Below are 17,779 nucleotides of genomic sequence, written 5' to 3' on the forward strand. Positions count from 1 at the left end.
CGGTTCGCGAGGAGAGTGGGAGAGCGTGGAGGCTGACGCCCAGGGTTCTGACGCCCAGGGTTCGGATGCCCAGGGCGTGCGGAGCGTGCAGCGCGCGTTGGACATCCTCGGACTGCTCACCGAGGACCGCCCGACCATCTCGGTACGGGAGATCGTCGACGCGACCGGCCTGGCCAAGACGACCGTGCTGCGGATGCTGTCGACATTGGAGCAGAGCGGTCTGCTCTGGGCGACCACCAACGGATACATGGCCGGGCCCGGGCTCTGGCGCTGGGCGCACCTGGTCCAGCGCTCGTGGGAGCTGCCGCCGGACACCCAGCGCAGCATGCGCGAGCTCGCCGTGCGCCAGCGCGAGACCGTCAACGTCTACGTCGTCCGCGACGTGTACCGGGTGTGCATCGCCCAGCAGGAGGGCCCGCAGCCGCTTCGGCACGTGGTGCACGTCGGCGACGAGCTGCCGATGTGGGCGGGCGCCTCGGCGAAGATACTGCTGCGCGATGCCAGCCCCGCCGTGCTGGACCGGATCGCGCGAAGCTCGCCCTACGGCCCGAAGCATGTCAAACGGCTGCGGGAGTGGATCGACGAAGCTGCGGTGAAGGGGTACGCCCAGAGCCACGGCGAGCGGGAAGAGGGCCTGTCCGCCGTCGCCGCCCCGATCGTCGGCGGCTCCGGCCGGGTCATCGCGGCGCTGGGGCTCAGCGGTCCGACGATCCGGTTCACCGAGACCCGGGTCGCCGAGTTCGCCGCCGACCTGATGCGCATGGCTCGCCAGATGTCCGAGCGGGGATTCACCCACCCCTTCGACGCCGCCGGCTAGCGCGTCGCACGCTTGCGAGAACACGGGTTCTGTCACCTCCGGCCCGGGGATCGGTGACGGCGAGTTGTTATACGAACTGGTACGTTAGTTAGCCACCCGGGTGCGCGAAAGTCAATCCTCGACATCGTCGGTCAGCTCCACCGGTGTGCCGGTGCGCGACGACGCGTAGATCGCCTCGATGATCTGAAGAGAACGCACCGCGTCGAGCCCGGTCACCGCCGGTTCCCGGTCGTGGGCGACGGCGTCGAGGAAGTCCTCGATCTGCGTGGCGTGGTAGGGCGCCAGATGATCGTGGATCTCGGCCAGCGGCAGGTCCGGCGCGCCGGCCTCCAGCCGCCCGGTCTGTGACACCTCCTCGCCGGGGACGGTGGACAGGTCGGTGCAGCCGACGCCCTCCGGAAACTCCAGCACGCTGGCGGTACGCCCGCGCGCGTCACTGACCCAGACCTGCCCGCCGAGTCCGGGCTGGAAGGTCGTGCCCGCCTGGATGGTGGCCAGCGCGCCGGACGCGAACTCGACGACCGCCGCCGCGGTGTCCTCCACCTCGATGAGGCCGCGGTGCACGAGCGTGGCGCAGCGCCCCGTGACCCGCCGCACCGGACCCATGAACCACCGCAGGAGGTCGATGTGGTGGATGGCCTGCGTCATGAGGACGCCGCCGCCCTCGGTGGCCAGGCGCCCGCGCCACGGTTCGGCGTAGTACCCGGCGTCGCGGTTGAACCGCACCAGCACCCCGCCGCTGATCGGCGTGCCCAGCCGGCCGTCGTCGATCGCGTGGCGGATCCGCGCCGCGGCGGGCCAGAAGCGGCGCTGAAACAGCACACCGAACCGGACACCGGCCTCGCCGGTCGCGACGATCATCCGGCGTGCCTGTGCGACGGTGAGGGCCACCGGCTTCTCGCACAGCACGTGCGTGCGGTGCCGGGCCGCCGCGAGGACGCCCTCCTCGTGCGCGGCGTGCGGCGTGCAGACGGTGACGGCGTCCAGCCCGGTGGCGAGCATCCGGTCCGCGTCCTGGTACGCGTGCGGGATGCCGTGGGTGGCGGCGAAGGCGCGTGCGCGCCCGATGTCGACGTCGACGGCCGCGACCACCTCGACGCCCGCGATACCGCGCAGGGCGGTCACGTGGCTCCTGGCGATCTTGCCGCACCCGATGACGCCGACCCTCATGGCGGCTCGCCACCCAACTGGCCCTGGACGCCGCGCATGGCCAGCTCGTACACGTCCGCGCCGGACCCGGCCAGGAAAGCGCCGGCCGCGCGGGCGGTCAGCAGGCCGTCGTGATAGGTCGACTCCCGGCTGAAGACGTTGGTGAGGTGTACCTCGATGACCGGCCGCGCGAGCATCCGGAGCGCGTCGTGCACGGCCACCGACCGGGTCGACAGCCCGGCCGGGTTGATGATGACCGACGCGTCCTCGTCGTACGCCTGGTGCAGCCAGTCGATGATCTGGCCCTCGGCGTTCGACTGCCCGAAGAACAGGTCGAAGTCGAGCTCGGCGGCCAGCGCGCGGCACCGTTTCTCGATCTCGGCCAGCGTGACCGACCCGTACACCGCAGCCTCGCGGCGGCCGAGCATGTCGAGGTTGGGGCCGTTGAGGATGTGCAGGCGGCGTGTCACTGGTAGACCTCGATCTTGCCGGTCGACCGGGGGCTCGCCGGGTCGTTGAAGAAGTACTCGCCGGCCTCGGTGAACGTGTACTGGAAGGACTCGCCCGGTGCGAGGCGGACGTCGAAGAGCCCTTCGAAGAACTGGGTCACGCCGCGCTCGCCGGCGTTGCCGGGATGGTTGGTGAACGTCACGGTGGTGCCGGCCGGTACCCGCAGGTGGGTGGGGGCCATGCCATTGACCGCGAACGACTCGGTCGCCCCGATCTGCCCGGTCGCGGCGTTGTAGGTACGGCCGATGACGACCGTGCCGGCCACCGCGGCGCCCTCGACCGGGCCGCCGGAGACCGGACGGCGGATCACCGGTGGCGGCGGGGTCGGGGCCGGTCCGAGGTCCCCGTCGACCTCGAAGGCCCACAGGAAATCGCCGCGCGGTGCGGAGTTGCCGTACGGGATGCTGGTCCCGCCGGCGTACACGGCGAGGTACTCCTTGCCGCCGGCGCGGTACATGATCGGGCTGGAGCTGATGGCGGCCCCGGTCTGGAAGCGCCACAGCTCCCGGCCGGTACGGGCGTCCATGGCGAGCAGGTTGCCGTCCGGCTGGCCGATGAACATCAGGTCGGTCCCGGTGGTGAGGATGCCGTTGCCGTGGGCCAGCGAGTACGGCATCCGCCGCTTCCACTTCACCCGGTTGGTGCTCACGTCGACGGCGACGATGCCCCCGGTCTGGTACTCGCCGGGCGGCCGCAGGCCGTTGCTGCTCTCGGTGAGCGAGTGGGCGGCGGCGACGTACCCGAAGCCGGTGTAGACAAGCCCGGTCCGGTGGCTGAAGGACAGGTGCGACCAGTCCGCGCCGCCGCCGTGGCCGGGGATGGACAGGATCGGCACGTCCCAGTGCGGGTCGTACAGCGCGCCCTTGACGTAGTTGGGCACGGCCCGGTTGGGATCGCCCGGTACGGCGGTGCCCAGCGGCTGGTCGACCACGCGCTGCTCGGTCCAGCCGCCCTGCAGCGGGAAGGGCTGGGTCGGCCAGGTCTTCTGGCGCGGCTCCTGCGGCACCGGCCGCTCCACGACGCCCAGGGGAGCGGTGCCGTCGATCCGGTCGAGGATGAAGAACATGCCGGACTTGCTGCCGTAGACGACCACCTTGCGCTTGCGGCCCCGGATGCGGACGTCGGCCAGTACCGGCGCCATGACGTTGTCCATGTCCCAGATGTCGTGGTGTACCGACTGGAAGTGCCACCGGTACGCGCCGGTGCGCATGTCGAGCGCGACGAGCGAGTTGGCGAACAGGTTCTGCCCGCCGCGGGCCGAGCCGTCCTGGGAGGAGTTGTTGCCGCGGGCGTTGCCGAACGTCCAGTACGTCAACCCCAGCTCCGGGTCGACGGCCGGGTGGATCCACGGCGTGGCGCCGCCGTCCATCCACGAGTCGCCCTCCCACGTGTCGTTTCCGAACTCGCCCGGTCCGGGCGTGCCCCAGAAGTGCCACAGCAGGTCGCCGTTGCGGGCGTCGAGCGCCACGGCGGCACCGCGCGGACCGTCGTTGGTGCCGCAGAACAGCATGCCGTCGCAGTACACGACGGCCACCTTCTCGATGTTGCCGAACCCGTCGACCTGGCGTTCCCACACGACCTGGCCGGTCGCCTGGTCCAGCGCGATGACGTAGTTCTCGTTCGACTTGGTGAACACCTTGCCGTCGCCGACCGCCACACCCCGGCGGACCAGCGTGCCGCGGGTCTGCTCGTAGCGCCATATCGTCTCGCCGGTGACGCCGTCGACGGCCACGACGTTGCCGGGTGCGGACTCGATGTAGATCGTCCCGTCGACCGCGACCGCGGTGCTCTCGTTGTTGCCGGTGGTGATGCCGCCCTCGATGCGGTTGACCCACGCGCCGCGCAGGCGCCGCACGTTGCCGGGATGGACGCGCCGCAGCGCGGTGTAGTTCTGGTTGCCCAGGTTGCCGCCGACCTTGGGGAAGTCGTGGTCACCGGGGGTGTCGAAGCGGCGCAGGTCCGCGGCCTGGGGAGCACGTCCGCCGGCGGTGGCGCCGGTGGCGGTGACGCCGGGGCCAGCCGCCGCGGCGACGGCCGCCGCCGCGGCGCCTTTGAGCACGTTCCTACGGTCGATCTGTGCCATGAGCTCACCTCTTCGTTCAGTCGAAGACGCCCTGGTAGATGTCCTTGATGTTCCAGTGGCCGGGAGTGGGGACGGGCTCGTTGACCATGGGCACGTCGAGCACCGCCGGGCGGCGGGCCGCGATGGCGGCGCGGAGCGCCTCACCAAGGGCGGCAGCGCTGTCCACTGTGTATCCGTCCGCGCCGCAGGCACGGCCGAAGGCGGCGAAATCCGGGCTGTACGGCGTGCCGTCCGGCCCGAGGAAGTCGCAGCCGTAGCTGCGCCCGAAGTTCGCCGACTGGAGATCGGAGATGGTGCCGTGTGACCGGTTGTTCATGACCACGAAGATCACCGGCGCGCCCTGCTCGACCGCCATCGGTACAGCTGGAAGCTGGGCGCCGAGGCCGCCGTCGCCGATCAGGGCGACCACCGTGCGGTCGGGTTCGGCGATCTGGACGCCGACCGCCGCCGCCGGGCCGAAGCCCATCGTCGAGGCGCCGCCCGGGGTGATGAAGCGGCCGTCCTCGGGCAGTTCGTAGCACTGGGCCACGCCGTTCTTGTTCCACCCCACGTCGGTGACGAGGATGGCGTCGGGCGGGAGGATGGCGCGCAGGTCGGTCAGGATCCGTTCGGGCCGCAGCGGAAACCGCGTGCTGGTGCCGCGTTCCCGGCTCTCGGTGAACAGGGTGCGGCGGGTCGCGGTGATGGTCTCGCGCAGCCCGGGCCGCGTCCGGGGCGTGGCCTGCCGGTCGCGGACGGCGGCGTCGATCGCCCGTACGGCATCGGCCACGTCGGCGACGGCGCCGATGGTGACCGGGTAGTTGCGGCCGATCTCCGCCGGGTCGATGTCGATCTGGATGAGCTGGCCGGGCGGGAACTGCCAGGTGTACCGGCGGTCCCACGAGCTGGCGTCGGTCTCGGCGAACCGGGTGGCCAGCGCCAGCACGACGTCCGCCTCGCGGGTGTACCGGTTGGTCAGCTCCAGCCCCCAGAAGCCCGGCATGCCGAGCAGCAGCGGATGGCTGTCCGGCAGGGTTCCCTTGGCCATCAGCGAGTGGGCGACCGGGATGTCGACGTGCTCGACCAGGGAGCGCAGGGCGTCGAGGCCGGGGCCGCGCCGCAGGCCGCCGCCCAGGTACACGAGTGGGCGCTGGGCCGCCACGAGCAGGTCGGCGATCCGGCCGGCGACCTCGTGAGGCAGGGCGGGCCGCTCCGGGGTCGCGAGCGGGTAGCCGGTGTGCGTGCCGCGCGGCACCGGGCGCGAGAAGTGGTCCATCGGCACGCTGAGCAGTACCGCGCAGGGGCGTCCCGAGGTCGCGGTCCAGAACGCCCGCTCGGTGAACCGCGCCAGGTCGGCGGCCCGGTGCACCTGCCAGGCCCGCTTCACGAACGGCCGGTAGATGGCAGCCTGGTCGCCGTCGGCGTGCAGGTTCACCTCCTGGTGCGGGTGCCGGCCCCGGTAGTAGGACGGGACATCGCCGGTGATCGCCACCAGCGGCACCGAGTCCAGGGCGGCGGTCATCACGCCGGTGACCGCGTTGGTCATGCCGGGCCCGACGTGCAGCAGCACGACACCCGGCTTGCCGGTGGCGCGGGCGTACCCGTCGGCCGCGTGCGCGGCGGCCTGCTCGTGCCGGGCGATCACGAACCGGATGTCGCTGTGCCCCATCGCGTCCAGCAGGGCGATGTTGGTGTGCCCGCAGGTGCCGAAGACGTACTCGACGCCGTACGACTCGAGCTGCGCGACCATTGCCTCAGCCGCCGTGACCGTGTCGCTCATCGGGTGCCTTCCTGATCGCCGAACAGGGACATGCCGCGCAGCATGAGCGTCTTGACCACGGTGTAGTCGTCGATCATCCAGCGGGGCGACTCGCGGCCGAAGCCCGAATCCTTGACGCCGCCGAACGGGACGTGGTCGAGCCGGAAGTTCGACGAGCCGTTGACCACCAGCCCGCCCACCTCCAGCTCGCGCCAGGCCGTCACGATCCGGCGGACGTCGTTGGTGAACAGCCCCGCCTGCAGGCCGTACCGGCTGTCGTTGCAGGTGGCCACCACGGCGTCGAAGTCGTCGTAGGGCAGGACGCTGACCGCCGCGCCGAACACCTCGTCGCGGATCAGGCGGGCGTCCGGTGGCGGGGACGCGACCACCGTGGGGGCGACCGTCGCGCCGTCCCGGTGACCGCCGGTCGTCACCGTCGCGCCGCTGGCGGCGGCCTCCGCCACCCACCCGACGACCCGTTCGGCCGCGCCGTCGTCGACCATCGACCCGACGTCGGTGGCGGGATCCAGCGGGTCGCCGACCGTCAGCTTCTTCACCTCACCGGTGAAGACCTCCACGAACTCCTCGTACCGGTCGCGGTGCACGTAGACCCGCTGCACCGAGATGCAGCTCTGGCCCGAGTTGCTGTAGCCGGTGGCGGCGCAGGTGCGCGCCGCGAGGCCGATGTCGGCGTCTTCGCACACGATCGTGGCGGCGTTGCCGCCCAGCTCCATGACCAGCCGCTTGGCGCCCGCCGCGCGGGCCACCGCCGCTCCGGTGGACACGCTGCCGGTAAAACTGATCACGCCGACCTCCGGCGCCGCGCACAGCTCGCCGCCGAGCCGCCCGTCGCCGTGCAGGACCTGGACCGCCTCCGGTGGCATCCCCGCGTCGAGGAGCAACGCGACGATCGCGGTCGAGGCGGCGGGAGCCTGCGGCGGCGGCTTGACGATGGTCGTGTTGCCGGCCGCGAACGCGGCACCCAGCTTGTGGGCGAGCAGGTTCGCCGGGGCGTTGAACGGTGTGATCGCCAGGGTTACGCCCACCGGTGCGCGGTGCGTGAACGCGGTGGTACCCACACCCCGCGCCCAGCCGGCGACCGGCAGCACCTCGCCGCCGATCCGCCGGGCCTCGGCGGCGCAGACGGCGAACGTGTCGGCCACCCGGTCGATCTCGCCCCGACCGTCCTTGACCGGCTTGCCGAGCTCCAGCGCCAGCAAGCGGGCCAGAGCGTCCCGCCGTTCGGTGGCGGTGGCCGCCGCCCGCTCCAGCACTGCGGCGCGCGCGGCCGGTGACAGCCGGGCCACCGCCTTGGCACCGTGCCGCGCGTACGCCAGCGCGGCTCGCACGTCGGTCCCGTCGGCCTGCCGTGCGGTGCTGACGTCCCGACGGACCCAGGGACCGTGCCGGGCAAGCCGCGTGCCGCCGCCGCGCCAGTCGCCGGCGACGAGGCAACCGACTTCGATGAGGTCGTCAAGCATCGACCGCTCCCCTGACTGCTGAACCACTAAGTGGCCCATCTGGACCGTTGTGCGGACTGGGTGTAACGTACGGCGGCGAGGTCACCCTGGCAATAGGTGGTTCCGAAACAGTCACCGCGAGGCGAGGGGCACGCATGGAAGACCGACCGTTGCACGGCGTACGGGTCCTCGACCTGACCAACGTGCTGGCGGGTCCGTACTGCAGCTACCAACTGATGCTCCTCGGAGCCGAAGTAGTCAAGATCGAGAAGCCGCGCCACGGCGATCTCGCCCGCCGGCTCGGGCCCGAGCCCGCGCTCAACGACGCCGGCATCGGCGCGTCCTTCCTGGCGCAGAACGCCGGCAAGAAGTCGGTCGAGCTCGACCTCAAGGAGCCAGCGGACCGGGCCGCCTTCGACCGGCTCCTGGCCGGCGCGGACGTCCTGCTGGAGAACTTCCGCGCGGGCGTGCTGGAACGCATGGGCTACGGCTGGGAGGCGCTGCACCGCACCAATCCCCGGCTGGTCTACTGCGCCATCTCCGGCTTCGGGCAGGCCGGCCCGATGAGCGGGGCGCCGGCGTATGACCAGATCATCCAGGGGCTGTCAGGGATGATGAGCATCACCGGTACCCCCGAGACGGCGCCGCTGCGGGTCGGGTTCCCGGTCTGCGACTCGGTGGGCGGCCTGGTCGCCGCGATGGCGATCTGCGCCGCCCTCGCCGGCCGGGCACGCACCGGCGAAGGCGTCTTCCTCGACGTGTCCATGTTGGAGTCATCCCTGTCGGCCATGGGCTGGGCCGCCTCGAACTACGTCGTCAGCGATGTGCGGCCGGAGCCGATGGGGGACCAGAACGCCACCGCCGCGCCGTCGGGCACCTTCGACGCGGCCGACGGACCGCTCAACATCGCCGCGAACCGGCAGGAACAGTTCGAGACCCTGTGCCGTCTCATCGACCGGCCCGACCTCGTCACCGACGAACGCTTCGCCGACCGCGAGGCGCGCAAGGCGAACCGTTCCGCTCTGAACCGCGAGATCAACGTGGCGCTGGGAAGCCGTCCCGCGCTGGAATGGGAGCGGCTGCTGTCCACGGCGGGCGTTCCGGCGGCACGGATCCTCACCGTTCCCCAGGCCGTCGAGCTGGAGCAGTTGCGAGCCCGCGGCTACTTCACCGACCTGCCGTTTCCCGGCCACCCGGATCGCACGTTGCGGGCCAGTGGCAACGGCGTACACCTGAACGGCGCCCCGCTGCGGCCGGTCTCACCGCCACCGCTGTTGGGCGAACACAACGCCGAGTTCGAGACCGCCGAGGTGACCACGCCATGAGCGACAGCCCAATGCCGCCCACCGTCCAGGACGTGGCCGACTGGTGGGCCACGGCGGTCTCGCGCGTCGAACCCGACGTGATCGAGCTGCGTGGCCGCCCGGTCCAGGAAATCATCGGAGGCATGAGCTTCGTCGCGGTCATCTGGCTGCTGCTGCGCGGCGAACCGCCGACACCCGCACAGGAAAAGCTCCTCGAGGTCGCGCTCGTGTCCAGTGTGGACCACGGCCCGCACGCGCCTTCGATCGCGGTCGCTCGCATCGCCGCGACCTGCGGCATCGGCTTGAACAACGCCGTCGCCAGCGCGGTGAACACGTTGGGCGACGTGCACGGCGGCGCGGGCGAGCAGTGCATGCGGATGCTCGCCGAGGTCGCCGCCCGCGCCGAGACCGGCGAACCGGTCGAGCGCGCCGCGTCGTCGGTCGTCGCGAAGTGGCGTGCCCGCTCGCGGTACCTGCCGGGGTACGGGCACCGGTTCCACACCGTCGACCCGCGCAGGGACCCGCTGTTGCGTCACGTCGAAGAGGCGGTCGCGGACGGCACCGTGGCCGGCGGCTACCTGCGCGCCGCGGTCGCCGTCGAGCAGATCCTCGCGACCGGACGGGCCCGACCCGTACCCATCAATGTGGACGGTTGCACCGCCGTCATCTACGGGGAACTCGGATTCGCCCCGCCGCTCGCCCGCGGCCTGTTCGTACTGAGCCGCAGCGTCGGGATCCTCGCGCACGCCTGGGAGGAGACCGGCCAAGGGCGCCGCAACAAGGGCCCGATCCCACCATCCATCACGCCGACCTACCTACCAGGGAGCGGGCATGCCCTTGAGACGTAGCACGATCCTCAACACCGCGTTCGGCGCCGCGATTGCGGCGGCCGCCATGCTGCTGACCACGTCGATCCCCAGCGCGGCCGAGAAGCCGGCTGATGTGGGCTCCGCGCGGAACCTCGGAAACCCCGACTACGGCGTCTGTCGCGGCGTCGATCCCGACTGCTACCACGACTGGGGCAACTTCGACCCAGCCACCGACGGATACCGCGTGCTGGTCTACAGCCGCACCGCCGGCCCGCGCCACGCCCACCTCGGTCCGGCCCTTCCCGCCGGGCTCAACCCGCCGCTGACACCCGCCCACGCCGCGCAGAACGCGCTCGTCAAGCTGGGCGCCGCCAACAACTTCGCCGTCGACTGGACCGAGGACGTCACCCAACTCTCCTCACCGTCGCGGCTGTTCCGCTACAACGCGGTCATCTTCATGAGCACCACCCGCGACACCCTCGACGACCCGGCACAGACGGCGCTGCGCCAGTACATCCGGGGCGGCGGGGGATTCGTCGGCATCCACAACGCGTTCGGCACCGAGTACAACTGGGAGTGGTATGAGGGCCTGCTCGGCGGCGCCAACTACTACGACCACGGGCGCAACCAGCCCGGCACCGTGGTGACGACGAGCCGGCGGGACGCCTCGACCGCCGGTCTGCCGGCCCGCTGGCAGTTCACGGACGAGTGGTACAACCTGGTGCCCTTCCCCAGCCGGGTCCGGATCCTCGCCAGCGTCGACGAGTCCACCCTGCCCGAGGGACCGGCCGGCGGCATGGGTCACCCCGGTCACGGCCGCGACCACCCGGTCTCGTGGTGCCAGTACTACGACGGCGGCCGCTCCTGGCTCACCACCCTCGGACACGCCGTGGAGGCGTGGACCGACACGCCGACCACCGGAGACGAGTACTTCCTGCGCCACGTGCTCGGCGGCATAGAATCCGCCATGGGCCGCAAGCCGTTCTGCCGGTGACCGGTACCGCCTGGGCCGCCGTCGCGGTCTTCGCGGTCGCCTATCTACTGATCGCCACCGAGAAGATCCATCGCGTCGCCGCCGCCCTCGGCGGCGGCGCGATCATGCTGCTCATCGGAGCCACCGACGCCGACAACGCGTTCTTCTCCGGAGACGCCGGCATCGACTGGAACGTCATCTTCCTGCTCGTCGGGATGATGCTCATCGTCGCCGTCCTCAAACGCACCGGCGTGTTCGAGTACCTGGCCCTGTGGGCCACCAAACGCGCCAAGGGCCGCCCCTTCCGCGCGATGGTCCTGCTGGTACTGGTCACCGCGTTCGTGTCCGCGTTCCTGGACAACGTGACCACCGTGCTGCTGATCGCCCCGGTCACGTTCCTCGTCTGCGAACGCCTCGGCGCGCCGGTGGCGCCCTTTCTGATCGCCGAGGTGCTGGCCTCGAACATCGGCGGCACGGCCACGTTGATCGGTGACCCGCCGAACATCATCATCGCCAGCCGCGCAGGCTTGTCCTACAACGACTTTCTCGTACACCTGACCCCGATCGTCGCGGTACTGCTGGCCGTGTTCGTCGGGCTGTGCCGGATCCTGTTTCGCTCGGCGTTCCGGTACGACCCGGAGCGAGCCGCGGCGATCGCCGCCCTGCGCGAGCGCGACGCGATCCGCGACCGGCGCCTCCTGATCGTCAGCATGGCCGTGCTCGTCGTCGTGACGGCCGCGTTCGTCCTGCACACCGCGCTGCACCTGGAGCCCTCGGTGGTCGCGATCGCCGGCGGGCTGGTGCTGCTCGCCCTGTCTCGCCTCGACGCGGCCGAGGTGGCCCAGGACGTAGAGTGGGAGACGCTCGCGTTCTTCGCGGGCCTGTTCGTCATGGTCGGCGCCCTGGTCAACACCGGCGTCATCGACGAGATCTCGCACGCCGCCGCGGACGCCACCGAAGGCCGGCTGTTCTTCGCCTCCATGATGCTGCTGTGGGGATCGGCGGCACTGTCGGCCGTCGTCGACAACATCCCCTACGTCGCGACAATGACGCCGGTGGTCGCCGAAATGGTCAACAGCAACGGCGACACCAGCCAGTCGCGGGTGCTGTGGTGGGCTCTGGCGCTCGGCGCGGACCTCGGCGGCAACGCCACGGCGGTCGGCGCGTCCGCGAACGTGGTCGTGCTCGGCATCGCCGAACGCGCCGGCAAGCCCATCACCTTCTGGCAGTTCACCAAGTACGGCCTGGTCGTCACGGTAGTCACCGTCGCAGTCACAGTGCCGTACCTGTGGCTCCGCTACTTCGCCCTGGCCTAACGCCCCACCACCCCGCTGCCGCGCCCTCGCGCGGCGGCCTCCTGCCGCCGATCAAGGGCGAATGCACGTGGTTGGATCTCTTTTCCGCGTGCGTTTGCCCTTGATCGATGCACATGCCCTTGATCGACGGGCGCGGACACGTCGGCCGGCAGGCGCATGGGCGCGGTCGCGCGCAGGCAGATCGCCACAGTCGCCTCCCGCGAAAGGCCGATGTGGATGGACAGCCCAAGACCGGGACCTTGGGCTACCGCGACGGCCGTCGCGGGCGATGCCGTTGCTCCCGCGGCCTCGCCCTCCGCGTCATCACGACCCACGGGGATGATTGTGAATCGCGGCGGGTGAGGCCGCGGGAGCAGCGCGCATTGAGCACGGCGGACGTCGCGGTAGCTCAGACCTCGGTCCTGGATCTGAACGTGCCCCAAGCCTCGCCGATCAAGGGCCTTCGCATGGATCAAGGGCGTATGCACGCGGTTTAGCGATCCAACCACGTGCATTCGTCCTTGATCGGCGGAATCGGCGCGGCGACACGCCGTGTTGGGCTGGCCTGGGGGCGGACGCGGCGCGGAGAAGAGATCCAACCACGTGCGTTCGCCCTTGATCGGCGTGTACGGCGTGGCGAGACGCCGTCACGGGCGGGCGGCGGCGTCGGGGGAGATGGCCGGCGCGGCGGGGTGTGGCGTGGCGCGTGTTGACGGGGTCTAGCTGGCGGTCGGGGGGAGGTGGGCGATGATTTGGTCGATCGTGAGGGAGCGGAGGTCGGTGGTGCCCAGGTCGAGTTCGACGCCGTACGCGGACTCGACGGCGTCGATCAGGCGTAGCCAGCCCAGCGAGTCCAGGCCGAGGTCGTAGAGCGCCACGCCACCGGCGAGCGCCTCGGTGGCGGGCACGGCGCCGGCGGTCGCCTCGCTGATCAGGGTGGCCACCGACTGGCGGAGCTCGGATCGGTCGGTCATCGCGTGCCTGCCTGGGTGTCGAGGGAGCGGCGGACGATGGTGGCGATCTCCGCGACCGTTGGCGTGTCGAAGAAGGCGTCGAGGGGGACGTGGACACCGTAGCGTTGCTGGATGCGGCTGCTGATCCTGGTGATCGACAGCGAGTGCCCGCCGAGATCGAACAGGTCTTCGTCGGGGCCGATGTCGTCGATTCGCAGCACCTGCTCCCAGATGGTCGTCAACTCCGCCAGCAGGGTGTCGCCGCCGGGTGGGCCCGGGGCGGCGGTCACCGGGGCGGCCGGTGCTTTGCGGGGCGGCTCGGGCAGCGCCGCCCGGTCCAGCTTGCCGTTCGGGGTGCGCGGCAGGCGCTCCATTGTGGACCATACTGTGGGCACCATGACCGCGGGCAGTGTCTGTGCAAGATGGTGGCGCAGGTCGGCCGGATCGGGTGCCGGGCCGCGGGGGACGATGTATCCGACGAGCCGCCCGGAGTCGGTGTCGTCGGGGTAGTGCAGCACGACGGCGGCCTCGGCCACCCGGGGATGCTCGTGCAGTCGCGCCTCGATCTCGCCCAGCTCGACCCGATGGCCACGGATCTTGACCTGGTCGTCGCGCCGTCCGATGTAGACAAGGTGTCCGTCGGGGCGCCACTGGCACAGGTCGCCGGTGGCGTACATCCGTCCCGGGCCGAATGGGTCGGCGCGGAACCGTTGCTCGGTCAGTGCGGGATTGCGCAGGTAGCCGTCGGCGACGCCGTCTCCGGCCAGGTGCAGTTCGCCGGTGATTCCGATCGGTACCGGTGAGCCGGCGCCGTCCAGCACGTACGCGCGGGTGTTCGCGATCGGGTGGCCGATCGTCACCTCGCCCGTGTCGATGGGCATTTCCGCCGCCGTGGACCAGATCGTCGTCTCTGTTGGACCGTACACATTGAACAGTCGTGTGACCCGGGGGCGCAGCTCCTGGGCGAGCGATGCGGGCAGTGCCTCGCCGCCGGTCAGGGCGGTTACCGTGTCGGGCTGCTCGAAGCCGGCGTCCAGCAGGATTCGCCAGCCGGACGGGGTGGCCTGGACGTGGGTGACCCGGTGGTCGCGGACGATCCGGTCGACGGTGGCGCCGTCCGTGGTGGCGCCGTCCGGTGCGACGACCACGCGCCCACCGGTGACCAGCGGCAGGAACACCTCCAGTCCGGAGATGTCGAACGACAGCGAGGTCAGCCAGAGCCAGCGGTCGGTCGGCCGGCTGCCGAGCAGGTCGCGCATGGCGAGCAGCAGGTTCGCCAGGGCGGCGTGCGGGACCGCAACGCCCTTCGGGCGGCCGGTGGAGCCGGACGTGTAGATCACGTAGGCGAGCTCGCGGGGGTGGGGTGGGTGCTGCGGTGAGGCGGTGGCGGAGCCAGTCGGGGGATCGAGCGAGTCGATTACCAGGGCCGGGGCGGCGTCGTCGAGGATCAGCGCGCGCCGGGCGGCCGGGTAGGCCGGATCGACGGGTACGTACGCGGCGCCGCACCGCATGATCGCCAGTAGCGTGGCGATGGTCTGCCAGCCGCGGGTGAGGCCGACCGCGACAAGGGATCCGGCGCCGACCCCTCGCTGGCGCAGGGCCGTGGCCGTGTGTTCGGCGGCGGCGTCGAGCTCGGCGTAGGTCAGGTTACGCCCGGCGTCCGTCACCGCTACGGCGTCCGGCCGTGCCGCCACGGCGGCGGCGAACATCGCCGGCACGGTGGCGTCGGGCGGGAGCGGACGGCTGGTGGCGTTGAACCGGCGCAGGACCTGCTCGTGCTCCGACGCGGGCAGCACCGGCAGCGCTGCGACCGGCCGGTCCCGGGGGCCGGTGACGGCGGCCTTCAAGAGGACTGCCAGGTGTCCCGCGATCCGGGCCGCGGCGTCGCCGGGTACGGCTTCGAGGTGATGGTGCAGGTCGATCCGTAGCCGGTCGGGTCCGTCGACGATCAGCACGGTGAGCGCGTTGCGCACGGCCACGGCGGGCATCGTCCACTCGGTGGTGGTGGGTACGCCGGGGAACACCGGATCTGTGTCCTGGCGCCGGTAGCTGACCGATACCGGGGTCAGCGCCGTCGCCGGTCGTAGTCCGCCGACCGCGTACGCCAGCGGGACGGTGCGGACGCGGTACAGCTTGCGCAGCCGAGCCCGCACCGAGTGGGCGTACTCGCGGACGGTGCCCTCCGGCGGTGCGACGGTCACCGGCAGTTCGTTGACGTGGAGTCCGACCTCGCGGGCGGCCCGCGCGGTGCGGGTCGACAGCGCGACCGACACCGGGAGCCCGGCGTTGCCGTACCGGGAAAGGAGCGCCTGAACGGCCGTGAGGAGCAGCTCGAAGCGGGTGACGCCGAGCTCCCGTGCGGCCGTACCGATCCGGTCGGCCACCTCGGCGGGGATCGGCACTGGAACCGTCGCGCCCGGCCCGGCGGTCACCGGCGCCCGCCGCAGGTCCGGCAGCACGAGCTGACCCGCCGCCGTCCAGTGGGACCGCCAGAACTCGCGGGCCCGTGGAAGCTCGGCCGCGATGCGCTCATCCCGCGCGTATGTCTGGGCGATCGGGTCGGGCGTGCCCAGGTCGACCGGTTCGCCGGCCAGCGCCGCCCCGTACGCGGCCGCGAGGTCGTGGGCGATGACGTCTTTGGAGACTCCGTCGCAGACCAGGTGATGAGCGGTGAACAGCAGGAGGCTGCCGCCGTCCGGGCGCGCCCGCAGCAGGGTGAACCGCGCCAGCGGGCCGGCGTCGAGGTCGAAGGGCCGGGCCAGGTGGGCGCGCAGCCGGTCGCCCGCGTGCTCGTCGACGTCCAGCGCGATCTTGTCGGCGGCGGGGATCAGGACCGGATCGCCCGCGTCGCTGGCGACGGCGGTGCTGAGCAGCGGATGCCGCTCGACGACGGCCGCGCACGCCTCGGCCAGGGCCCGCTCGTCGAGTCCCGCGCCGAACCGGATCGCGAACGCGATGGTGTACGCCCCGGCCGCGACGCCGGCCCGTTCGGTGAACCAGATGGCGTGCTGCCCGAGGCTGGTCTCGATCGTGTTCATGGCGCCCCCTCCGAGCCCTGCCCGCCGCTTGCCGTCACGCCCGGGAACACCCCGGCGAGCTGGCGCTTGAGCACCTTGCCGCCCGCGTTGCGGGGCAGGCTGTCGCGTACCGCCAGATGCGCGGGTATCTGGTAGTCGGCCAGCCGGGTGGCCAGGAAGCGGCGGACCGCTGGCAGCGTCGGCTCGCCGGCCGGTGCGGCGGGGCTCGGTACGACGACGGCGCCGAGCACGCAGCCGAGCACGTTGTGCGGCACGCCCAGTACCGCGACCTCGGCGACGTGCGGGTGCTCGTGCAGTGCGGCCTCGACCTCCACTGTGGACACCTTGAACGCTCCGGTCTTGACGACGTCTTCGCCGCGGCCGGCCAGGTGCAGGTAGCCGCCGGCGTCGAGGCGACCCAGGTCTCCCATGCGCACCCACTCGCCGCGGAACGCCGCCGCGCTCGCGTCGGGGTCCGCGTAGTACGCCCGCGGGTGCGGCGAGCGCAACCACACCTCCCCGGTCGTACCGGCCGGCAGCGGGTTCCCGTCGCCGTCAGCGATCATGAGCGTGCCGTCGGCGGGGCGGCCGATGGCGTCGGGCCGCGCCGGGTCGAAGACCATGCTGACCTCGCTCGGCGCTGCCTCCGTGGAGGTGTAGTAGTTGACGATCGCGGCGTGCGGAAAGGCGCGGCTGAGCCGCATCGCGATCGCGGGTGCCAGTGGCGCCGCCGTCGAACCGACCAGGTGGATTCCCGACGTGTCGCGCCCGTCCAGCGCGCCGCTGTCGAGTAACTCGATCGCCACCGACGGCACCAGGAACACGGTGCCCACGCCGGGCGTCTCGATGAGGCGCGCGAACCGGGCCGGCGTGACCCGCGCGAGCGACACCGCGCCGGGCCGGGCGTACAGGGCGTGGAAAAGCATGGTCTGCGCGGCGTTGGTGCCGATCGGAAAGGCATGGGCGAAGCGTGCGGAGTGCGCCAACCGGAGCCGGCGCGGGTGGACCGGCGCCGGCATGCTGAGGTTCGCGTGGGTGGCGGTCACGCCTTTCGGCCGCCCGGTGGTGCCGGACGTGTAGAGGATCTGGGCCAGGTCACCGGGGCGTATCTCGGCGGCGCCCTCCAGATCCGTCGACGGCGCGGTGAGGGAGGGGACCGGCGCGGTCCAGGCGGTCGCGGGGACGCCGGCCGGTGCGGTATCGCCGCCGTGCAGCACGGCCACGGCGGCGCACTGCTCCAGCGCGTATCCGATCTGGACGGCCGGCAGCCGGTCGGACAGCGGTACGGCGACACCGCCGGCGCGCTGCACTCCGCAGTACGCGATCGCGAACCACGGCCAGTCGGCGGCGGCGAACACGAGCGCGACCCGGTCGCCGGCCCGTACGCCCCGCGCGCGCAGCGCGGCGGCGACCCGGCTCGCGCCGGCGTCCCACTCGGCGAGCGTCAGGGTGGGCCCACCGGACACCTCGAACGCCACGTGGTCCGGCTGCAGGGCGGCGCGCCAGGCGAGAAAACCGGGCACGGTCCGGGGCGGCCGGGCGGCCGGCGGGAGACGGGTCGCGGTCCGCCGCGGAGCCAGCGGATCGACCTGGGTCATATCGTGCCTCCTCGGGCGCAATCCGCGGCCGGCACCGGGTCAGCGCCACGCCGCTCCCTAGCGTTACCTGGCG

13 protein-coding genes are annotated in these 17,779 nt (G+C 71.8%); 5 read left to right on the plus strand and 8 right to left on the minus strand.

Annotated elements, in window-relative coordinates; all coding sequences use genetic code 11:
- Positions 1-25 precede the first annotated feature (25 nt).
- Entirely contained in the window at positions 26-817 is a 792-nt protein-coding gene (locus QMG73_RS17220; RefSeq protein ID WP_281896740.1) for an IclR family transcriptional regulator, read from the plus strand.
- Between the two features lie 111 nt (positions 818-928).
- On the opposite strand, the gene QMG73_RS17225 is transcribed toward QMG73_RS17220, so the two are convergent.
- The 5 genes from QMG73_RS17225 to QMG73_RS17245 are packed head-to-tail and all read right to left on the minus strand — an operon-like array spanning position 929 to position 7,778.
- On the minus strand, positions 929-1,987 hold the full coding sequence (locus QMG73_RS17225; protein ID WP_281896742.1) for a Gfo/Idh/MocA family protein: 1,059 nt from the start codon (positions 1,985-1,987) through the stop codon (positions 929-931).
- Positions 1,984-2,436, minus strand: a complete 453-nt coding sequence (locus QMG73_RS17230; RefSeq protein ID WP_281896744.1) for a type II 3-dehydroquinate dehydratase — start codon at positions 2,434-2,436, stop codon at positions 1,984-1,986. The genes QMG73_RS17225 and QMG73_RS17230 overlap by 4 nt, the downstream gene beginning before the upstream one ends.
- Positions 2,433-4,559, minus strand: coding sequence for an outer membrane protein assembly factor BamB family protein (locus QMG73_RS17235; RefSeq protein WP_281896745.1), 2,127 nt, complete (start codon positions 4,557-4,559; stop codon positions 2,433-2,435). Before QMG73_RS17235 ends, QMG73_RS17230 begins: the two co-directional genes overlap by 4 nt.
- A 16-nt stretch (positions 4,560-4,575) precedes the next feature.
- On the minus strand, positions 4,576-6,318 hold the full coding sequence (locus QMG73_RS17240) for a thiamine pyrophosphate-binding protein (RefSeq protein ID WP_281896747.1): 1,743 nt from the start codon (positions 6,316-6,318) through the stop codon (positions 4,576-4,578).
- Positions 6,315-7,778, minus strand: a complete 1,464-nt coding sequence (locus tag QMG73_RS17245) for an aldehyde dehydrogenase family protein (RefSeq protein WP_281896748.1) — start codon at positions 7,776-7,778, stop codon at positions 6,315-6,317. The genes QMG73_RS17240 and QMG73_RS17245 overlap by 4 nt, the downstream gene beginning before the upstream one ends.
- Positions 7,779-7,912: 134 nt before the next feature.
- On the opposite strand from QMG73_RS17245, the gene QMG73_RS17250 reads away from it, so the two are divergent.
- From QMG73_RS17250 to QMG73_RS17265, 4 genes are read left to right on the plus strand one after another with little or no spacing between them, the layout of a single operon-like run.
- A complete protein-coding gene (locus tag QMG73_RS17250; RefSeq protein ID WP_281896751.1) occupies positions 7,913-9,082 on the plus strand; it encodes a CaiB/BaiF CoA transferase family protein in 1,170 nt (389 codons plus the stop codon).
- Positions 9,079-9,909 carry a citryl-CoA lyase gene (locus QMG73_RS17255; protein ID WP_281896753.1) on the plus strand — a complete coding sequence of 277 codons (831 nt, stop codon included), beginning with the start codon at positions 9,079-9,081 and terminating at the stop codon, positions 9,907-9,909. Before QMG73_RS17250 ends, QMG73_RS17255 begins: the two co-directional genes overlap by 4 nt.
- Positions 9,893-10,864 carry a ThuA domain-containing protein gene (locus tag QMG73_RS17260; RefSeq protein WP_281896755.1) on the plus strand — a complete coding sequence of 324 codons (972 nt, stop codon included), beginning with the start codon at positions 9,893-9,895 and terminating at the stop codon, positions 10,862-10,864. Before QMG73_RS17255 ends, QMG73_RS17260 begins: the two co-directional genes overlap by 17 nt.
- Positions 10,861-12,159 carry an ArsB/NhaD family transporter gene (locus tag QMG73_RS17265; RefSeq protein WP_281896757.1) on the plus strand — a complete coding sequence of 433 codons (1,299 nt, stop codon included), beginning with the start codon at positions 10,861-10,863 and terminating at the stop codon, positions 12,157-12,159. Before QMG73_RS17260 ends, QMG73_RS17265 begins: the two co-directional genes overlap by 4 nt.
- 698 nt (positions 12,160-12,857) lie before the next feature.
- Here QMG73_RS17265 and QMG73_RS17270 read toward each other — a convergent pair.
- The 3 genes from QMG73_RS17270 to QMG73_RS17280 are packed head-to-tail and all read right to left on the minus strand — an operon-like array spanning position 12,858 to position 17,706.
- Positions 12,858-13,112, minus strand: a complete 255-nt coding sequence (locus QMG73_RS17270; RefSeq protein WP_281896759.1) for an acyl carrier protein — start codon at positions 13,110-13,112, stop codon at positions 12,858-12,860.
- Positions 13,109-16,129 (minus strand): non-ribosomal peptide synthetase, encoded by a 3,021-nt coding sequence (locus tag QMG73_RS17275; protein WP_281896762.1) that lies wholly within the window; start codon positions 16,127-16,129, stop codon positions 13,109-13,111. Before QMG73_RS17275 ends, QMG73_RS17270 begins: the two co-directional genes overlap by 4 nt.
- Positions 16,126-17,706, minus strand: coding sequence for a class I adenylate-forming enzyme family protein (locus QMG73_RS17280; protein ID WP_281896765.1), 1,581 nt, complete (start codon positions 17,704-17,706; stop codon positions 16,126-16,128). The genes QMG73_RS17275 and QMG73_RS17280 overlap by 4 nt, the downstream gene beginning before the upstream one ends.
- Positions 17,707-17,779 lie beyond the last annotated feature (73 nt).

This window comes from Phytohabitans aurantiacus (genome assembly GCF_027923225.1).
GTDB lineage: Bacteria > Actinomycetota > Actinomycetes > Mycobacteriales > Micromonosporaceae > Phytohabitans > Phytohabitans aurantiacus.